Here is a 19,227-nt window from a genome sequence, read left to right as displayed (position 1 = left end):
GCTGTCACCGGGATCGAAGGGATGATCGCGTCGGCCTTATCGCGTATATGAGGGTCATGCCCTTCCGATCTTGCAGCATGCAAGAATAGCCCGGGCCTCTGTGCCATGCTCCAAGCCCGTCGCGCCCGAGGCGCTGGACACAGCCTCACGCGCTTTGTCCGGTGCCGGCCGTTTGGCGCCTGTTGACTACGCCGTGACTGGTCAGCATGAATACTACTGATCGTTGCTACGCTACCATAGATTGAAGGCCCGACCAAGATGACCTGGAATTATTCAGTAACATTGAACGATTCATCGAACGTAGGCGGATCTGCCGACACGTCTCTTGTTTACGATCTCGAGCAGGCCCTCAATATTTGGCAGCGATATATCCTGGGCATCGGCACCGTGGTGGTGTCACTCAACATCCTGCCCACCGCCGTTGGCCGCGCCGACGGCGGACCGACCTCGAGCTACTACATCGGGACGAATGGCGGGCTCGCGGTGTATGAGCCGTCAAGCCAGTACGAGCTGACCACGGGACAGCACGTCCCTGGAACGACAAGCGACATCACCATCAACATCGATCCCGGCTACTTCCAGTACATCGACCTCGACTATGGCCTGAGCTGGTCCAGTCAGGTGCCTGGAAACGTGATCAATCCGATCAACGTTTTTCTGCATGAGCTCATGCACGGCTTCGGCATGACGGGCTGGTACAGCCAGAGCGGCCAGTTGGCCGGCGCTTACGAATCCGAGTTCGACACCCTGATTCAAAAGACCGCAACCGGGGCCAACTTTGTTGGTGCGAATGCCGAGGCCGCTTACGGCGGCCCGGTGCCGTTGACCACCAACAGCACCACCCAGAACTACTACCATTTCGGCAACCAGCAATCCGACCTCTACGCCACCCCGTCGACCGTGAAGGATCCACTTACGCTGGACCTGATGAACGGGATCGTCTTCTACGCCGATTACCAGTACGCGATCTCCAACCTGGACATCGGAGTTCTGAAGGACCTCGGATACAGCATCCGGACGACACCGGTCGTCACTGCCAGCGATCAGTCCGCCGCCCGAAATCAGGTTTATGCGGCCTCATCGTTGTTCTCGGTGAACATGGCCACGGGCGATACCATCACCGAATATTCCTTCTGGGACACCAATGGCAACGGTCACTGGACAGTGGGAGGAACAGTCCAGGGCACCAACACCGAGATCGACATCAGCGCGTCGCAATTGGCCCAAGCGAGTTACCAGGCCGGCCCCGGCTCGGACACGCTGTGGGTGAGAGCCTTCGACGGCTATTTGTGGAGCGACTGGAAATCCTTCGTGATTTCTCCGGCTGATCATGCGCCCGTGGTCACGGCAACCAACGTGACCGGGTCGCACGGGCAGCTCTCGGTGGCTGAATCCTCGCTGTTCTCGACCACCGACGCGGACGGCGACACGATCGCCCAATATGCATTCTGGGACACCGAGGGCCACGGGCACTGGGCGATCAATGGTGTCACGCAAGCCACCAACGCCGAGATCGACGTCTCGGCCGCCAGCCTCTCGCAAGTGAGCTATGTGTTCGGTACGGCCCCGGACACGCTCTGGGTCCGCGCCTATGACGGATATCTCTGGGGAGCATGGGTCCCGTTCACGGCCACGCCAACTCCGGATCATGCTCCCGTTGTTTCGGCTTCCGGCTTGACGGCAGCACACGGGCAAATGTCGGTCGCGGCTTCGAGCCTGTTCAGCGCCACCGATCCGGATAGCGATACGATCACCCAATACGCACTCTGGGACAGCAACGGAAACGGCGCTTGGCTGGTGAATGGTGCCGTTCAGGCCACCAATGCCGAAATCGACATCACTCCTGCTCAATTTGCCCAGACGAGTTACCAATTCGGCTCGGCTCCGGACCAGCTCTGGGCCAGGGCTTACGATGGAACGCTGTGGGGAGCATGGGTCCCGTTCACGGCCACGCCAGGTCCGGATCATGCACCGGTGGTCAACGCAACCGACGTGTCGGCGACCCATGGCCAGGATATCGCCGCATCCAGTCTCTTCAGCGCGACCGACGGCGATAGCGACACGATCACCGCCTATCAGTTTTGGGATTCAACGAGCGATCCGGCCAGCGGCCACTGGGTGGTCGGCGGAGTGGCGCAGGCCACCAACATCGCCATCGATGTGACGCCCGCGCAATTGACGAGTGCCTCGTTCCAGTCGGGCTCCGGCTCGGATGATCTGTGGGTGCGAGCCAATGACGGCATCACATGGGGAGCCTGGAAGGAATTCCACGTCAACGCGCCGATCGACCATGCTCCCGTGGTGAGCGCGTTGGACATGACCGCAACGCACGGTCAGGACATCGCCGCGTCAAGCCTGTTCACGGTCAGCGACGCCGACAACGATACGATCACCAACTTTCAGTTCTGGGACTCGACCACCGATCCTGCCAGCGGTCATTTTGTCGTGGCCGGCGTAACCCAGCCCGCGGGCCAGAGCATCGATGTGAGCGCAGCCCAACTGGCCAACACCTCGTTCCAGAGCGGTTCGGGCTCCGACGATCTCTGGGTGCGCGCCTTCGACGGCATGACATGGGGCAACTGGAAGGAGTTTCACGTCAACGCGCCGGCCGACAACCTTCCGATCGTATCGGCCACCGACTATTCCGCGAGCCACGGCCAGGATATCGCGGCCTCCACGCTGTTCTCGACCACCGACGCGGACGGAGACACTATCGCCAACTATCAGCTGTGGGATTCGACGTCTGATCCCAGCAGCGGGCACTGGGTGGTCGCCGGAGTAGCTCAGGGCACCAATGTCGCAATCGATGTGACGGCAGCCCAGCTCTCGAACACAAGCTTTCAGAGCGGCTCCGGTTCAGACGATCTCTGGGCGAGGGCCTACGACGGCTTCGCCTGGGGGCCGTGGAAGGAATTTCACGTCACCGCACCGATTGACCATGCTCCGGTCGTCACCGCATCCGATTTCCACGCGACTGCCAACCAGAGCGTGGCCGCATCGAGCCTGTTCTCGGTCACGGATGCCGACGGGGACAGCATGAACCAGTATCAATTGTGGGATTCGACGCCGTCGGCAAGCAGCGGCCACTGGAGCATCGGCGGCAACGCGCAGCCCACCAACACCGCAATCAACGTCAGTGCGGCCCAGCTCGCCAGCACGACTTTCGATGGCGGCACCGTGTCGGACGACCTCTGGGTTCGCGCCAACGACGGCATGACCTGGAGCGCCTGGCAGGAATTTCATTTCATCGTCTAGGAAGCTGCCCGGGTTACGGTGAGGCGCTGATCCGCGCGCCAAGCAATCGACGTCGCGAATCTTTTCCAAAAAAAAATGGCCCGCGAGATGCGGGCCATTTTATCGGAACCGATTGGTCCGAACTTTGGTTGCGGGGACCCGCAACAAGCGCCCCCTGCGACTACCGCGACTCCGATTTGCCGCATGAATTCAACGGGTTCTAGAGCCTAGAATTAAGGGCGCCGCTTGGCGTCTCAGAGGTAATGACCGATATGACCGACACTGTGAACGGTGGCCTCCCCGAGGCCGCCGCTAAACCCGTTGGCGCCAAGCGCGGGCAGGACTTTAACGACATGCTCGGCCGCTCCGAGCCCGGCCGGATCGCCGACATCCTCGAAAACGGCGACACCGATCTGTCGGAGTTTGCCGCCCAGGCCGGGCAGCCGCCCCACGAGCGCGCCCTCGCGATCCTTGTTGGCGACGACGCTGCCGGCGCCCCCCGGGAGCGGAAGCAAGGCGATGCGGGCGCTGTCGACGCGCCGAGCGCTTCCCCCCGTTCCTGGGGGTTCGATGTCGACGAAATCAACCGAAACTACGCGGTGGCCATCTGGGGCGGTAAAACCGTGGTGGTGAACGAACAGGCCGCCGGCCCGGTCAATGACCGGGTGCGGGTGATGTCGTTTGAGTCCCAGAGCGCTTGGTTCGCAAACACGTGCACGGAAATCAAGGGTTTGGACGGCAAGATTCGGCCCGTCACCTGGGCGCAAGCTTGGCAGAGGCACCCCGATCGCCGACAGTACGAGGGGATCGAGTTTTTCCCCAATCCGGATGGTGCCGCGGGCACACCGAATTATCTCAATTTTTGGCGCGGTTTCGACGTAACGCCATCACCCGCGGGGCACTACACCAACTTCCGCGACCATCTGCTTAACAATGTCTGTGACAGCGATCCCGGGCTGTTCAACTACGTTTTTGGATGGATGGCGCACCTCGTCCAGCGCCCCCGAGAGCGGCCCGGCACAGCGCTCGTGCTGATCGGTCGTCGCGGGACAGGAAAGAGTAAGGTGGGTGAAGTGCTCGGATCATTGTTCCCGGCGCACTACTTCCAGGTCGACGATGCGCGATACATCACGGGCCAGTTCAACGAGCATATGGCAAGTTGCTTGCTTTTGCAGGCCGAAGAAGCGATTTGGGCCGGCGACAAGGCGGCCGAGGGACGGCTCAAAGGCTTGATCACCAGCGAGATGCAGATGATTGAGTCAAAGGGCGTCAATGCGATCCGCATGCGCAATTTCGTTCGCGTGATCATGACGTCAAACGAGAGTTGGGTTGTGCCCGCTGGCATGGACGAACGACGGTTCGTCGTCCTCGATGTAAACCCACGGTGCGCTCAAAATCACGAATATTTTGCCGAGATGGATAAGCAATTGAACGAGGGTGGGCGTGAGCGGTTGCTCCACGACTTGCAGACGTTCGACCTGAGTCAGTTGAACCTTAGGCATCTCCCGCAAACGCCGGCGCTGCTTGAGCAAAAGATTCGGTCGCTCGATTCGATCGATGATTGGTGGTTCAATCGTCTCCACGAAGCAGGCGACTGGCATACTCAGATCGAGATCGACGACATCTATAAAGAATACCTCGACTCCATCGGTGTTGGTCGCAAACGGGGCAAAGCCGAGTTTGGCAAGCGGCTCACAAAACTTGTACCTAATCTTCGCAAGGTTAGACCAACAATGGAAGTCGCGCCGGGCGTGATGGATCGCGTGCGGTGTTATGAGTTGCCATCGCTTGACGAGTGCCGCGCGGCATTCGATGATCTGCTTGGGCAGCCCGTTCCCTGGCCGCCGTTCCTCCCGAGAGAGGGCGAGCGGGCGAAGCAGTCGGCCGATCCGGATGATGTCGTTCCGTTCTAGGCCTGTCCAAAGGCGTCCAAGCGCGTCCAGGGTGTTCAAAATCCAAAAAGTGTCCGCGCCACAGCGACTCGTCCAAGGAGTCCAGGGTGTCCAAAGCACTTTCTTCGCGCGCGTAGGTGAAGGCAAGCCGGTCTCGATCATGGGGCCGCCTTCTGTGTTTTATCTCAACCCATCAAAGTCCTTTGACACCTTGGACGCCTTGGACCAACCCGCAAATCACGGGCATTTCTCGCGGTCCAAGTGACTCACCGTCTCTGGGACTGCTTGGACGAGCCGACAATCACCAACCATGAGTCCCTGTCTCTGATGAGACGCGCCCGCCGCGTCGGATCGGACGGTGGAGCTTTTCCTTACTGAGGATCAATGTCTAGACCAACACGAGATCAGATCGAATTCGCTAAAAGGATGACTACCAAACAGCGCGGCGTGCTGCATTCGCTGTGTATGTTCGATTGTTACATGAGCGCCAGTGAGATCGCGGACGAGGAATTGAAAGAGATCGTCCGTCACCAGCTTGCTCGATATCACTCCACCACTGGTGTCGATGGGCGCCTCTCCTGGGGCGTGACTGCTGTCGGTCACACCATCTCTCGACAAATCATGCTCGGCAAACTGTAGAGGCGGGGGCGCGGGTCCTTCCCGGCCCCTGCCCCCCACGGTGCAAGCGCGCCCCGAAGTATCACTAGCCGCAGATTTCAATTTCTGGGTTGACACGGTTGACAGGTTGACAAGCGGTCCTCGTGGGTTCGGTCCTAGGAGGACACTGTGCTCCTGCCGATCTAGGGGCTTTCCTAAACCCTCTCAGTGGAGAGAGAGAATCTAGAAAAAGAATTGCTCTACTGCTGCAGATTGGGTCCTCTCGCGAGGGAAGAGAATCGTACTCTAGGACAAAAGAATTGCTGGACTGCTGCAGCTCAGGTCCTCTCCCTTGGGCATCAGTGGTCCTTGAAACCGAAATCGAAAGGACTTCTCGACCAGACCAACCAGCCGCCACGACGCGTCGAGGCTCGCGAAGCGTATTGTCCACGGATATCATTCAGCCCCCTCCGCTCCCGCAACGATAGGATGCGGAAGGTCAGCGACCGGTGCTGGCCCTCTCGACTCCGCACCCGTCGAGCTCTTGAGGAGGCCGAATTGAGCAATCAGACACAGCGAGAATGTAATGAGCACAACCGTGCCGAGCACGATCACGCGCGCTTTCTCCTCCGCCCACAGATTGCTTTCAAAATGCTGTCGCGCGACTATGAGCAGGGTAAGGAGCAGAATTCCTCCGGTGAAGCCCATGACCGACGCCAGCCGCGGAAGGATTGTATCGCGCGTTTGAACAATATCTTCCTTTGCCGGGTCAGCTTGACGATCGAGGTAATAGTTGATGTAGACGGCGATCAACGCGGGACCGATTGACCACGGCGCGTTTCGGTGGAGGTATTCCGTCAGTTGGTCCCAATCGATGGCAGCAGCGGGGTGGTTGATAATTGAGGCCGCCACGCCGCCAAAGATCGATATTCCGAACGCCCCAAGCAGAATCCACGCATATGTGACCAGGCTAGCGTGGGTCCTGTCCGGAGAGACTCGCCAGGCGAGATTGCGGACAAGCAGGACAAAGAAGATCGGCGAGAAATAAGTGCCTATTCCGGCGATCAGCCAACGCTGGATGTAGTCGGTCTTCTGATGGCCTATCGCTGACCAAAAGTCCTTCCCGGACATCAGATCGTACCCGGCGGCACAAAGGTAAGGTCCCAGCACCACCGTCGCGGCGAGCGTGACGATGTAGAGTGCCGAGTATTTTAAGGGGGACTCGGCGATCGTTGAGCCGAGGTCAATCCCAACCTCCTTGCAGCTTGCATAGAATTCACGGCGGTTGCTCGCCTGCGTCAACAGAAGACACGCCACGTATCGTGAATATTGAGATCGCAACTCCTCAAGGAATTCTTCCAGCGCAGCGTAGGTCCGGGACGCGCCCGTTCCAGACCGGTTGCACAGCATCAATTGACCGGCCGCGATGAATTGATTCGCGGATTTTTCGAAAGCGAAGCTTGGATCCGAAATGACGTCCTCCCCCGCAGAGGTGGCCCGGTTGGACTCCACCCAAAGGTACATGGCCGAGAGTTCTGCCCACCGCCTCTTGATATCCGGCCGCTGCCGGGAAAAATCGGAAAGCGCAACACCGAGAGCTGGATTATTTGCGACCTCTATTCGCAGCGAAGTTGGAACGACCAACGCGTTGAGCAACCGCTCTTGTACCCGCGCGCACGCGAACGGCACCGAAATGGACGAATAGACAATTGTTCGGAAGCTATAGATGAAGTTGCCGCGAAAATCGCCCTCGAGAAAGTGGAAAAATGCAATGGTTATCGCGAGCGCGATCGCCAGGAGACTCGGGTTTGATTCGGCTGCCATCTTCACCACATCCGTGACCGCGACCTGGCTGGCGGGTGGCAACAACTGCACGAGCAATGGAAGCTCGCGGTAGAAGATCAGAGCAAACGCGTACACGCCGAGGCAGAACGCCACGAAAACCGTCTCACCGAGCAAGAAAGGCCGCCGCCGAACGAGATATTGCGGAGGAGTGGGAACGTCCGAAATGGCAATCGCCTTTTCGAACGCCGACCGCGAATACAAGTAGCCGCATATCAAACCCACCACCGCGACAATACCGCCAGCGATCTCGTTTTCCATTTCGATCTCCTTGAAAAATCAATGCTGAACGTCTGCTCTCAAGGTCGACCATTTAGCGTGATGGCACGAGCCGTCGCCATCCAATCTGGGGCGGAGGGCAGTTCGATCGGTTCGCCACTTCGCAATAGCGGAGCGCCCATATCTTTTCGTACACGTCTCTCGCGTCGCGCTCCGAACGGTATTGAATCCTGGCGCGGCAGGATCATCCCCGACTCGAATTGCTTCGAGGCATTCGGCGTCCGCAGTTGCGTCCAGCCCGTCTTGAAGTCATATGACCCGATATAGCCGCCCGCCAAAATCTGCAGCGGTCCCTTCATATGCCCGCAAAAATCAAAGCGGGAGCCGGGAGATTTGGCGTCAAACCATGTTGGGAGAATAAAGTCGGAAACTAACGTGTTGCCGATCACATACCCATAGCCGTCGTCCTCGCAGGGATCGCAGACCTCGCACGCAAGTATCTGGCAGCTGTCCATTCCGATGTTCAGACAGCAGCGGTCCATCCAGGGGTCCGCAAGCATTTCAAGCAATTCATGGCTCGCAGTCACGGTCCAGTTGTGACCGCTTTCTGTATCGGTGCGAGCAAATATCTTGCCCAACGGCAGCCCCTCGACGGTCAGGTCGTGATAGCCGACGGCGCTTGCCTGATCGGCGTCGTCAAGAACGACCAGCCACCAGGATCCCGGCTTTGGCGGATCGCCTTTGCGCGGACAGAACTGTAAATCGGCCTCAACGGCCCAAGCCGACGCGAAATCACGCTTCACTTGCGTTTGCAGATCACGTGTCGCAGTAGAAACGGCTTGATCGGAGAGGACCGTTGAGAGATTAAGGAGGCTGATCGTCTGCATGACCTGCTCTCATTTCCTTATTGGTTATTGTCTCCTCCTTCGAGGGGCCGGAGAGGTTGAAGAATCTGCTCCGGCCTCCCAGGCGCTGCCTTGCTTCCAGGCGATGAAGGGCGGGATGATGCCGGCAATGATCACATCATCCGCGGAAGTTCTCGGGCTAGTACCCTTTGCTTTGCAGAGTCGCTGCCACGATCGGTCCGGCGACTTGAACGACACGCGCCACATCGTGGAACCAATCCTTGCTTGTCGAGCCGTCAGCCTGTAGTCCAAGGTCGAGGATTGGCGGGACGATCCCCGGCCGAGTAAAACCGTTAAAGCTGTCAAGCCAGTCCTTTCTGGCGTCTCCCGTCGATCGATAGCCTTTGCTCTGCTGCGCGGCGATGAACGGCGCAGCGACAACTGCAATCCTGCTCACGTCGTCAATCCAGTCCTTGGCGACGTCGCTATTGCCATTGGCCTGATAGGCCTTGCTCTGCAGGCTCGCGACGATCGGCACAACGACACTGGCGATACGGCCCACATCGTCGATCCAGTCCTTGTTGTCGCCCTTGCCGTTCGCCTGATAGCCCTTGCTCTGCAGGCTCGCGACAATCGGCACAACGACACTGGCGATACGGCCCGCATCGTCGATCCAGTCCTTGTTGTCGCCCTTGCCGTTCGCCTGATAGCCCTTGCTCTGCAGGCTCGCGATGATCGGCACAACGACACTGGCAATACGGCCCGCATCGTCGATCCAGTCCTTCTGCTGCATATTGGTCGGCATTTGCATTCCTCCTCTCGTCATCAATAGGATTGTGGTTATAACCCGCGCGACGGCTTGCTGTTCGGCGTCGCGTTCGTTTGCATCGGTCGGCTTTGCGTTCGGTCGATCCTGCGGCAGTGGCGAGCCTCCTTCTACTTCGTTGAGCAAAATGAACTCGTGGCTGGCCAGCGCCGCCGGCCGGGGCGGACATTTGAGCATCGGGGTCTGCTTGATCCCGATCTCGCGCAGTCGCTGCCCGGCGGCTTCAATGACCGCCTGAGCCGACGGAGTCGAACCCAGCGACCCGATTGTGCTGGTCAATGCATAAGTGAGGGCTGACAGCCCGTTTGTCTGCGACGTGGAGGCGGCGGCCGTCTCGTCCTCAAGACAGGCCGAGACCAAAATCGCCTTACTGTCGCTCTTGCGAAGTTGCGTAACTTCGAAGTCTGCGCTTTTTGCCTGGCTCAGGTTCGCTTGCAGCGAGCCTTCGGAAATCGGCGCGAGATATCCAAACGGACTGAACCCCGTGACCGCGGAGACATTCTTGCTGTGGGATTCGACTTCGTCCGGATCAAGCGAGATCCATCGCTTCAGTTTTGCGACTTCAATCTGTCCGTTCGCGCGGGCAAAGAGCTTTTCCATTCCGCCCGAGAAGCAGGCGTCGATGATAATGGTCAGGATCCCTGACGGAACGTCCTTCATCAATTCCGCAAGTTCCTGGTCTTCAAAAAATTGAGCGTCCTGGGTAACAAGCGCGCTTTCAAGTACGCCATTCCGAACAGGGCGGTAGCCGTGTCCCGAAAAGAAGAACACGAGGCGATCGGCCGGGCCGCAGCCGGTGACCAGTTGCTGCAATTCCCGGATGAGGCTGGCCTTTGAAGCATCCCCGTCCAGCAGGACTGTTTGGTCTTCAAATCCAAATTCTTCCCTGAGCAGGGAGACCATGGCGCGAGCGTCCGAGACACAACTTGGGAGTGCATTCGGTGGAGGATAGTCGTTGATCCCGACCACCAGCGCCTTCCGTTTCGGTGATTGCACAGCATCGCGTGCCGCGGCGGGTGAGGCCCCGTTAAATCCTTTCGTCGCTTTGAGATCTTCAGACTGCTGAGCCATCGTTATCTCCTCGCTGTGCCAGCGCCCCGCACCCTGATCAGGTGAGGAGGTGGCAGCTTGCGCCAGCGCCTGTTCTAATCGATGCGCGGCTCTACTCTGGCATAGGCCCTATTCGCCGACCGCGAGCCCCGCGTCCGAAAATCGAAAAAAAAGCGTGAAAGTTGCGTCCCGTCGAGTATCATCTTGGGGTGGAGCGCACCGATGTTGATCCGCACCTCGAAATTCAAGCTTCGCCTTCTTGGTCCGTTCAGTCTCGTGGACCCTGAAGGCCGTCGGATTTCGATACCGAGCCGAAAGGGGACCGCGCTAATCGCCATGCTGGCCATGTCCAGGGAGGGCGAACGGGCACGTGGCTGGCTTCAGACACAGCTTTGGGGCACGCGGGGGTCCCGGGAGGCCCAAGGAAGCCTCCGGCGCGAGCTGTCGGATTTGCGCAAGCGGCTCAACCGCCAGCCTTGGGCGCCATTGATCTGCGAGCGCGACCGGGTCCGGCTCGACCTAAGTGTCGTCAGCGTCGATGTTTTCGAGCCCGACGCCGATGCGCGCGCGCGGGACTTCGGCCAGCCGGGAGAGTTTCTTGAGGGACTCGACATTCCGGGCGAGGAAGACTTCGAGGATTGGTTGCGAGGCCACCGCAACCGTCCGCCTGGGCAGCTGGGAGGTCACAGACCGACTGAAACCGCAAAGCCCGAGCCCCCCGCTCCCCCGGCGATGCCAGACCCGGACCTCACGTGGCTGCCGCAGCGTCCGGCGGAAGGCCCGTCGCTCGCGGTGCTTGGATTTGCAAACCTCACCGGCGATGCCAACGAAACCTATTTCGCCGAAGGGTTCAAACAGGAGTTGGTCAACCGGCTGTCACGGCTCCGGTGGCTGGCCGTCATCGCCGGTGACCCGGGCGTTTCAGAAAGTTCGTCGGTCGCAAGGCAGCATGCAAAAATTCTGGGTACGAAATACCTGCTCGATGGCACTCTGCGTTCGGCCGCCGATCTCATCGCCATTGACGTGACGCTGTACGAATCAAGCCGTCTCCAAGTGATTTGGTCGAAGCGGCTAGAGATCGCACGATCAATCGTTGGCGTTGCTCTCGATGAGTGTTTGCAGGAAGTGGTCGCGCATTTGGGCGCCACGATCGATCATGGCGAGCAGTTGAGTGCGCATGAAAAGCGGCCGTCAAACGCCAATGTCACCGATCTGCTTTGGCGGGGTCGATGGCACCTCAACCGATTGCAGCATGCAGACTCCGAAGCGGCGCGCGAGCTGTTCGCCCAGGCTCTGGCACTCGACCACTACTCCTCGGAAGCCTTGATCAACGTCACCCACGCGCTGGCCTGGGAGATTTGGACCGGCCGACAGCCGGCGCATCGCGTGCACGAGATGCGCCGGCTAGCCCAACGATCCATACGGGCCGATCCCGGGGATGGACGGGGTTATTGGCTCGCGGGCACCGCAGAGACTTGGCTGGGACACATGCAACCCGCCCTCGACCTCCTCCTCCAGGCGGTCGAACTGACGCCGAGCCTCGCCATTGCACACGCGCAGATCGGTTGCACACTGAACCTCTCAGGTAAGGCGGATCAGGCGGAGCGGCCGCTCCAGCTTGCTCGACGGCTTAGCCCATTCGACGTCCATCTCTTCTTCGTCCTGGGCGAATTGGCGATGATGAGCAATCTTCTGAAAAAATACAGCGACGCGATCACCTACGCGGACCTCGCCATCGTGCGGCGAGAGCAATATTGGTACGCCCATATGGTCAAGATCGACTCGCTGGTCCGGCTCGGAGAAAGAGAGCAGGCCCGTTCCGCATTCGACGAGCTGATGAGCATAAGGCCCCGGTTTTCGGGCGCCTATATTGATTGGATTCCGTTTTCCGATCGTTGCCACAATCGTGAGTTCGCCGAAACCGTGTTTTCAGTCTCGGTACATCATACGCTGTAAATTGTTTGGAGCTCTCCGCTAGCGAGGCATTTTTCAAAATCAAGAGGACCTTATGGGGCCCGTAAGAGCGTTTGGGGATATTCAGCAGGCGTGGACATTAAAATATTTCGACAAGATCACGGCGGCCGAACAGAAGCCCAGGGACGAAGACACCACGCCTGCCGGCAGCTTTGATTTTGATGATCTGGGACCCGACGGGCTTTTGTCGCCAATCACAAGGCGCATTTGGCTGTGGGCCCTGCGGGCCATCTTGGCATTTTTCCGGATATTCTGGCCCATCCCAAGGTTCGGCCGCCTCGTCATCGTCACGCGCGACGCCGACGTCCGCGAGGTGCTTTCGAATCCGGCCACCTTCACGGTGCCCTATGGCCCTGAGATGGAGGAGCTGGGAGGTGGCACGGTAACCTTTGTGCTCGGTCTCAACGGCGATCAGCAGCGCTGCCAACACAAGCTAATTGCTGACCTCTCACACGACGGGGATACCGAATGGCTCATTCGCCGATCGGGGGAAATCGCGACCACGCTGATACACGCGTCCGGTGGCCGCATCGACGTGATGAAAGATCTCATCACCCGGGTCGCGGCGGAAACATGCGCCGAGTTTTTCGGGCTGTGGATCGACGACACCGACGCTTTCGCCGAGTGGGCGATGTCCATTTCCGCGCTGCTCTTCGCCGATCCGTTTGGCAAACCTGCCATCCGAAAGCTGGCACTTGCGGGAGCTGCGCGCGTCCGATCGGTCATCGACGACTCTGTGGCGCGCCTCTCGGCTGCTCCGAGCCAACCACCCCCCAGCGGTCTTGACAGTACAATTCTCCAAAGACTCGTCGCGGCGGGCATCTCTGACGACGCAGTTCGCGCCATCATGGTCGGTATGATCACCGGATTTATTCCAACGACCACTCTGGCCGCTGGCAACATCGTCGAGGAATTGTTGACGCACCCTGCCAAAATGCGGGCCGCCAAGGCTGCCGCAAAAAGCATGGGCCATGCCGTAGAGCAAGACGCCGGCGGAGCACGCGAGAAGCTGACTTCCGTTCTCTTCGCGGCGGCGCAGCTCAATCCGGCTTTGAATCCGGGGCAGTGGCGCTATGCCAAGGACGGTGGAACGATCGGTCATGGCTTGAGCGAGCGGTCGATTCGCAAGAATTCCGTGCTGCTTGTCGCAACGGCTTCGGCGATGCGCGACAGACCCGACAAGGGGTATGAATTGGTTTTCGGATCGGGGGTCCATGCGTGCCTCGGAAAGGCGCTGGCGATGGCGCAAGTCACCGAGGTGCTCGCAGTGCTGCTGCAGCAGGAGAAGCTAACTGCAAGCAATGACCGATGGGGACGTATTTATCGCGTCGGGCCCTTTCCACGCCGGCTCGACATGGAATTTGCGCCTGAAGGCTGCTCGCGAAGCCATAGCATGGTCACAATCCTTGCGCCATTGGCGCAGAACGCCGACCAAAAGGCCTGGCGAGACAGAATTTGTAGTTTCGGCAATCCGGCCAACCCAGACATTGCAGAGGCCTTTCGAGCAACGGGCGTCGTCCACTTTGCCTCGCTAAACCTGATTGACCTTGGAGAATCACAAGTACCTGCCCCCCATCTCCTGTTGGAACTCAACGGCGACGGCGACGCAGATTCCCTGATCGACGCGGTTGGCCAGCACGCAAGCAAATGGCTGCAACCGTTGTTCGAATCCGCAGCCGATGGGAACATCGCACCGCGCGAGACAAGCAGCAAACGATCGCTCGTCACCATGCTGAAGGCTCACATGCTCGACCTTCATGCGCGGCCATGGGGGACGACCGGGCTGTGCTTCTATGGCATACCGGGGCAATCCATCGATGACATCGAGCGGCAGAAGCTTTTGGCGCGGTACTGCCGCAGCACTGTCGATTACTTCGTCTCGCTTCATGCTGGATTCGGCAGTCATGCCGTGGACATCCTGAAATTTGTTCGGGGTCTCATTCAGGGCGATCCGAGATGGCGGAATAATACTGACCCGGACATCAGGAAATTCCTGTCCGAGGGCGGCGAATTCAGACGTTATCTCATGATCCCGAGCCGCCAGCAGCCACAAACCTTGGCCTGGCAAGCACCGCCAAGCCGCACGTTGGCGATCCTCGGTTCGCCGACGCTGTTTCCGGTCTATGGATGGCTGAGCCTCGCTGCGATCCTCATCAGCGTCGCCTGCTTCGAATGGCTCGGCTTTTCCTTTGCCGTAGACGACCTGCCGATGACTCTTGGGCAATGCGCGATCGCGCTGGTGGCGGGATGTTTCGGCACCGTCACGCTGGTTGGCATCGTGGTCACCGCGTTCTTGTTGAGGCTCCATTACGCCGACATCCACGACAAGCCGCAGGACTTCGAACCGGATCTTGCCAAGCTTCGCGAGATCGCCAAACACGAGAGCGTTCCAGGCTTTGTACAAAACCACTTTCTGTCCGTGTCCCCGCTCAAGCCAGGTGTTTTCCGGAAGCTGACCCTGGGGATTGCTCTCTGGGGCATCGAGCTAGTCGTTGCGCGTGCGTTCCGCCCCGGGTTCATTTTCAACATGGGGACCATCCATTTCGCGCGCTGGTTCCGTCCGCCCCGGTCGGAGCACCTCGTTTTCCTCTCCAATTACGACGGCAGCTGGGAAAGCTATCTGGAGGACTTCATCACCAAAGCTCATGCCGGACAAAGTGCGGCGTGGAGCAACGCGGTCGGCTTCCCACGGACGCAATTTCTCGTTGGTGGCGGAGCTGAGGACGGGGACCGCTTCAAGCGATGGGTCCGCCGTCAGCAGGAGCCAACGCAGTTCTGGTTCAACCGATTTCCGGACCTTACAGCCGATCAGATCCGCAACCATGCCGTCATCTGCTGGGAGTTGGCGCGCGCCTCCACCGACACGCAGGCTCGCGCATGGCTCAGCTATTTCGGCTCAATGCCGAAGACCGATGCGGAGCTCGAGACGCAGGAGGTGCAGTCGATCATCTTCCGCGGCTTCAGACATCTTGAGCACATGAAATTTGTAGAGATCCGCCTTCCCGAGCGCACAGCGTGCGCCGAATGGTTGAGGACTCTCGTACCGAGTTTGGACACGCATACAGGTGCCAACCTCACATTTGCGCATGGCCCTTTCGAGATAACGTTCGGCGACCGTCCCTCGATGGGCGATGGCGAGAACACAGCGACCTTTGTCGCGTTCACCGCGTCGGGCCTGTCCAATCTCGGCTTACCTGGCCCGAAGAATTCCTCTGCGGTCGCGACGTTTCCTGCCGTCTTCAATATGGGGATGGCCTCACGACATCGCATTTTGGGGGATCCAGATCCCGAGGACATCAAACCTGAGGACACCGATGCATCATGGAGATGGTCGGATGCCAGCACCGAAAACGGGGCACACGCCATCCTCCTGTTATATGGGAGGTCCAAGGAAGAGGTCGATGCTCTTTTTCGCCGCCATCAGGACAATCTGCCAAGCGGCGCCCGCATCTTGTACCAGCTTGATACCCAGCCGACCAAGAAGGGGTTCGGCTACGAGCCTTTCGGTTTTCGCGACGGCATCTCCCAGCCCGTCATCCGCGGGACGCAGCGATTTGTCCGAGGCGTGCAACCCCGCGACATCATGGAGCCGGGCGAGTTCTTGCTCGGTTACAAGAACAATCAGGGATATTATCCGCCGACCCCCGTCATCGCGCGCGAGAAAGATATCAGAAACAGGCTGGGCTCCGTTCCGATCTCCGCCGACACTCGCTTCTCGGCATTCCAGGACCCACGGCCCCAAGTTCGTGACTTTGGGCGGAATGGAAGCTTTCTTGCGATCCGCCAACTTCGGCAGCGCGTCAAAGACTTTCATGATTTCGCTGAGGAACGCGCCGAAAAGCTGCGCGAGACGCCGCGCCTTGCGGATCAACTGGGAGGACCGGTCACACGGGAGTGGGTCGAAGCAAAGATGATGGGCCGTTGGCATGATGGCGTGCCGCTAATCGACCGTCCCATCGCGCCATCAAAGAAACACGATACATCCGAGCCCCCTGCGGGCGAGCACCACGACGAGGCAGAGGCTCGCGAGGATCGATCGGGCCATCACATACATCGCAACGAGCGCCGGTTGCGCTCCGATACCGATTTGGATTTCGGCGTTGACGATCCTCAGGGCTATTATTGCCCGTTTGGCGCCCATATTCGACGAGCAAACCCGCGCGGCAGTCTTGCTCCCGACGACAGTTCCCAACTGGAAATCACCAATCGCCATCGGCTTCTGCGACGCGGCAGGCCTTACGAGCAAGAGAACGAGCAGGGGCTTCTGTTTGTAGGTATATGCGCCGATCTCGAGCGCCAATTTGAGTTCATACAACAATCCTGGCTGAATGCTCCCGGCTTTGCAGGCCTCACTAATGAGCCCGATCCGATCGCGTCGGTGAAGTCTGAAGATCGTTCGACGCGCTTCACGATCCCAACATCGGCCGGATCGCTGTCGCTGGCCGGAAGTAGCAACTTTGTCACGGCGCGCGGTGGGGGTTATTTTTTCCTGCCCAGCCGGTCGGCTTTGATGTTTCTGGCCGATTTGAACCAACCGAATGCGACATCTCACTTGGCGACTAGTGATTGCTCCGGAGCTAAGGACGTTCCATAGCTGCTCATTACAGTAAGGCCTTTCCACGCTTTCACGAGGCCTCGCACTCGGTTCGGCATTTGCAACTTACTTGGTTTGTTTGTGATAGCCGATCCGAGGATTCCATTTGCGCAGAGCTTTCAGGCCATACGTTTCGGCCAACAGAGATTTGACATCTGCGCAGTTCTTTAGCTTGGCTGGATTTGCGAGCGCCTCAACTACGTCCCCGCAAGCTCGCGGACTTGCGAAACTAGTACCCAGAGTTCCACTCAGGTTGGCTAGATGGGCCATGTACGGGCTTCCTGATGGAGCTCTCGTCGTGTCGTATTCGGCTGCTGGACCACGGGATGACCCTTCCCAAATTTTTCCCAAGTGCCCAAGTCCAGCAACGCTGAGTACTTTTTCATCGCTAGCCGGCACCGCGATGCTTCCTTCGGGGCCGCCCTCCACGAATGCTGTCAGGCGAGGTTCTTCGGCTACCACAATCCAGCTGTTGATCGCGACATCAGTAGTCGCATTCAATTTGAACCTTACACGAAGCGGAGGCAAACGGGAGCTCAAAGGAGATGAACTCAGTCCAAAGGCGATGCACCTGAAACCATCTTGGCATGGGGCCCCGAAGAGTGAGTGCGTGACTATGTTGGAGGGAAGGCCGATGGAATTGGTTGCTAGCGTGGCTCCCGCATTGGCCGGGTCGATTACAAGCGTGCCATGCTTGGCTAGCTTGCCATTTGCAAGAACCTCATTGATCTCCGCCTCGATCGAAACTCCCTTTGCAAACGAGTCATCCCACCAAAATTCAATCAGAACCTCCTTGCAGTTCTGCCCAGTCTGCAGGACGAGGAATTCGGGCTCATTGGCAAGCAGAATACGTTTCGCCGAACATCCACTACCGCCTTCATTACCAGCCGCTGCGACGACAAAGCGCTTTGAACCGCCCCGGGATTGCCGGAGGCTCCAACTCTTGAGAAGGTGGAGCCATGACGAGCAAGACGACGAACAAGTTTTCACCCGAGGTTCGGGCCCGTGCGGTTCGGATGGTTCTGGATCACGCAAGCGATCACCCCTCGCGCTGGGCGGCCGTGACATCGATTGCGGCGAAGATTGGCTGCACGCCGCAGACGCTGCATGACTGGGTCAAGAAGGCCGAGGTCGACAGCGGGCAGCGGGCCGGCGTTCCGACCGACATGGCCGACAAGCTGAAGGCCCTTGAGCGGGAGAACCGCGAGCTTCGGCAAGCCAACGAGATCCTGCGTAAGGCAAGCGCTTATTTTGCGATGGCGGAGCTCGACCGCCGGTCCAAGCCATGATCGCCTTCATCGACGATCATCGTGGGGCGCATGGGGTCGAGCCGATCTGCAAGGTGTTGCCGATCGCCCCCTCGACCTACCACGCTCATGTCGCCAAGCGGCGCGATCCGGCCAAGTTGTCGGCCCGCGCCAGGCAGGATGCCAGGCTGAAGATCGAGGTCCGGCGCGTGTTCGAGGAGAACTTCTCCGTCTACGGCGCGCGCAAGGTCTGGCGGCAGCTCAAGCGCGAAGGCTTTGATGTTGCCCGTTGCACAGTGTCGCGACTGATGCGGGACATGGCTTTACAAGGGGTAATCCGCGGCAAAACCGTCAAAACCACGATCAGTAACAAGGCCGCGCCATGCCCGCTGGATCACGTCAACCGCCAGTTCAAGGCGCCAAGGCCGAATGTCCTGTGGCTCTCCGACTTCACCTATGTCGCGACCTGGAGCGGCTTCGTCTACGTCGCTTTCGTCATCGACGCCTATGCCCGCCGGATCGTGGGTTGGCGGGCCTCGCGCACGGCGCATGCCGGCTTCGTGCTCGATGCACTGGAGCAGGCGCTGCATGATCGACGACCGCTCCATCGTGGCGGGCTCGTGCACCACAGCGACAGAGGCAGCCAATACGTCTCCATCAAGTACACCGAGCGCCTGGCTGAAGCAGGCGTGGAGCCTTCTGTCGGCCGCGTCGGAGATTCCTATGACAATGCTCTCGCCGAAACGATCAACGGCCTCTACAAGGCCGAGGTGATCCATCGGCGCGGACCATGGCGACACTTCGAGGCCGTCGAGTTCGCGACTCTGGAATGGGTGGACTGGTTCAACAACCGTGAGCGTCATGCGGAGACCACGCGCTGAGGGTTGATCTGGTCGGCTAGGAAGAT

At 59.3% G+C, this 19,227-nt stretch carries 9 protein-coding genes and 1 other annotated feature; of the genes, 6 read left to right on the top strand and 3 right to left on the bottom strand.

Annotated elements, in window-relative coordinates:
* Positions 1 to 258 precede the first annotated feature (258 nt).
* The 3 genes from HU230_RS38690 to HU230_RS38680 all read left to right on the top strand — a co-directional run bounded on the left by HU230_RS38690 (position 259) and on the right by HU230_RS38680 (position 5,765).
* Complete coding sequence (locus HU230_RS38690; protein ID WP_224944026.1) at positions 259 to 3,255, top strand: hypothetical protein; 2,997 nt, start codon at positions 259 to 261, stop codon at positions 3,253 to 3,255.
* Positions 3,256 to 3,497: 242 nt separating this feature from the next.
* Entirely contained in the window at positions 3,498 to 5,147 is a 1,650-nt protein-coding gene (locus tag HU230_RS38685; protein WP_176533720.1) for a DUF5906 domain-containing protein, read from the top strand.
* Positions 5,148 to 5,552: 405 nt separating this feature from the next.
* The gene (locus tag HU230_RS38680) at positions 5,553 to 5,765 is read left to right on the top strand and encodes a hypothetical protein (protein WP_176533721.1); all 213 of its coding nucleotides are present in this window, start codon (positions 5,553 to 5,555) and stop codon (positions 5,763 to 5,765) included.
* A gap of 414 nt (positions 5,766 to 6,179) precedes the next feature.
* Here the strand turns inward: HU230_RS38680 and HU230_RS38675 are convergent, their stop codons facing one another.
* The 3 genes from HU230_RS38675 to HU230_RS38665 all read right to left on the bottom strand — a co-directional run bounded on the left by HU230_RS38675 (position 6,180) and on the right by HU230_RS38665 (position 10,526).
* The gene (locus HU230_RS38675) at positions 6,180 to 7,826 is read right to left on the bottom strand and encodes a hypothetical protein (protein WP_176533722.1); all 1,647 of its coding nucleotides are present in this window, start codon (positions 7,824 to 7,826) and stop codon (positions 6,180 to 6,182) included.
* Between the two features lie 38 nt (positions 7,827 to 7,864).
* On the bottom strand, positions 7,865 to 8,671 hold the full coding sequence (locus tag HU230_RS38670) for a hypothetical protein (protein WP_176533723.1): 807 nt from the start codon (positions 8,669 to 8,671) through the stop codon (positions 7,865 to 7,867).
* 157 nt (positions 8,672 to 8,828) lie between these two features.
* Complete coding sequence (locus HU230_RS38665; RefSeq protein WP_176533724.1) at positions 8,829 to 10,526, bottom strand: caspase family protein; 1,698 nt, start codon at positions 10,524 to 10,526, stop codon at positions 8,829 to 8,831.
* A gap of 201 nt (positions 10,527 to 10,727) precedes the next feature.
* On the opposite strand from HU230_RS38665, the gene HU230_RS38660 reads away from it, so the two are divergent.
* From HU230_RS38660 to HU230_RS38650, 3 genes are all read left to right on the top strand, one after another.
* Positions 10,728 to 12,461: a hypothetical protein gene (locus HU230_RS38660; protein ID WP_176533725.1), complete on the top strand. Its 1,734-nt coding sequence runs from the start codon at positions 10,728 to 10,730 to the stop codon at positions 12,459 to 12,461.
* Positions 12,462 to 12,513: 52 nt separating this feature from the next.
* Positions 12,514 to 17,073 (top strand): Dyp-type peroxidase, encoded by a 4,560-nt coding sequence (locus HU230_RS38655; protein ID WP_176533726.1) that lies wholly within the window; start codon positions 12,514 to 12,516, stop codon positions 17,071 to 17,073.
* A gap of 959 nt (positions 17,074 to 18,032) precedes the next feature.
* A protein-coding gene (locus tag HU230_RS38650) for an IS3 family transposase (RefSeq protein ID WP_420840822.1) occupies positions 18,033 to 19,201 on the top strand; the annotation gives its coding sequence in 2 pieces (ribosomal slippage) (positions 18,033 to 18,330 and positions 18,330 to 19,201; 1,170 coding nt in all).
* Positions 18,317 to 18,433 (top strand) — a sequence feature (AL1L pseudoknot). It overlaps the preceding gene by 117 nt.
* Positions 19,202 to 19,227: the final 26 nt, after the last annotated feature.

Origin of the sequence: Bradyrhizobium quebecense, assembly GCF_013373795.3 — a bacterium.
GTDB lineage: Bacteria > Pseudomonadota > Alphaproteobacteria > Rhizobiales > Xanthobacteraceae > Bradyrhizobium > Bradyrhizobium quebecense.
This window is presented reverse-complemented; position numbering and strand designations above follow the sequence as displayed.

Bases quoted from the DNA above. Each gene is read 5' to 3' on its own strand.
- HU230_RS38680 (WP_176533721.1), top strand. From the start codon at position 5,553: ATGACTACCAAACAGCGCGGCGTGCTGCATTCGCTGTGTATGTTCGAT.
- HU230_RS38655 (WP_176533726.1), top strand. From the start codon at position 12,514: ATGGGGCCCGTAAGAGCGTTTGGGGATATTCAGCAGGCGTGGACATTA.
- HU230_RS38670 (WP_176533723.1), bottom strand. From the start codon at position 8,671: ATGCAGACGATCAGCCTCCTTAATCTCTCAACGGTCCTCTCCGATCAA.
- HU230_RS38675 (WP_176533722.1), bottom strand. From the start codon at position 7,826: ATGGAAAACGAGATCGCTGGCGGTATTGTCGCGGTGGTGGGTTTGATA.
- HU230_RS38690 (WP_224944026.1), top strand. From the start codon at position 259: ATGACCTGGAATTATTCAGTAACATTGAACGATTCATCGAACGTAGGC.
- HU230_RS38685 (WP_176533720.1), top strand. From the start codon at position 3,498: ATGACCGATATGACCGACACTGTGAACGGTGGCCTCCCCGAGGCCGCC.
- HU230_RS38665 (WP_176533724.1), bottom strand. From the start codon at position 10,526: ATGGCTCAGCAGTCTGAAGATCTCAAAGCGACGAAAGGATTTAACGGG.
- HU230_RS38660 (WP_176533725.1), top strand. From the start codon at position 10,728: ATGTTGATCCGCACCTCGAAATTCAAGCTTCGCCTTCTTGGTCCGTTC.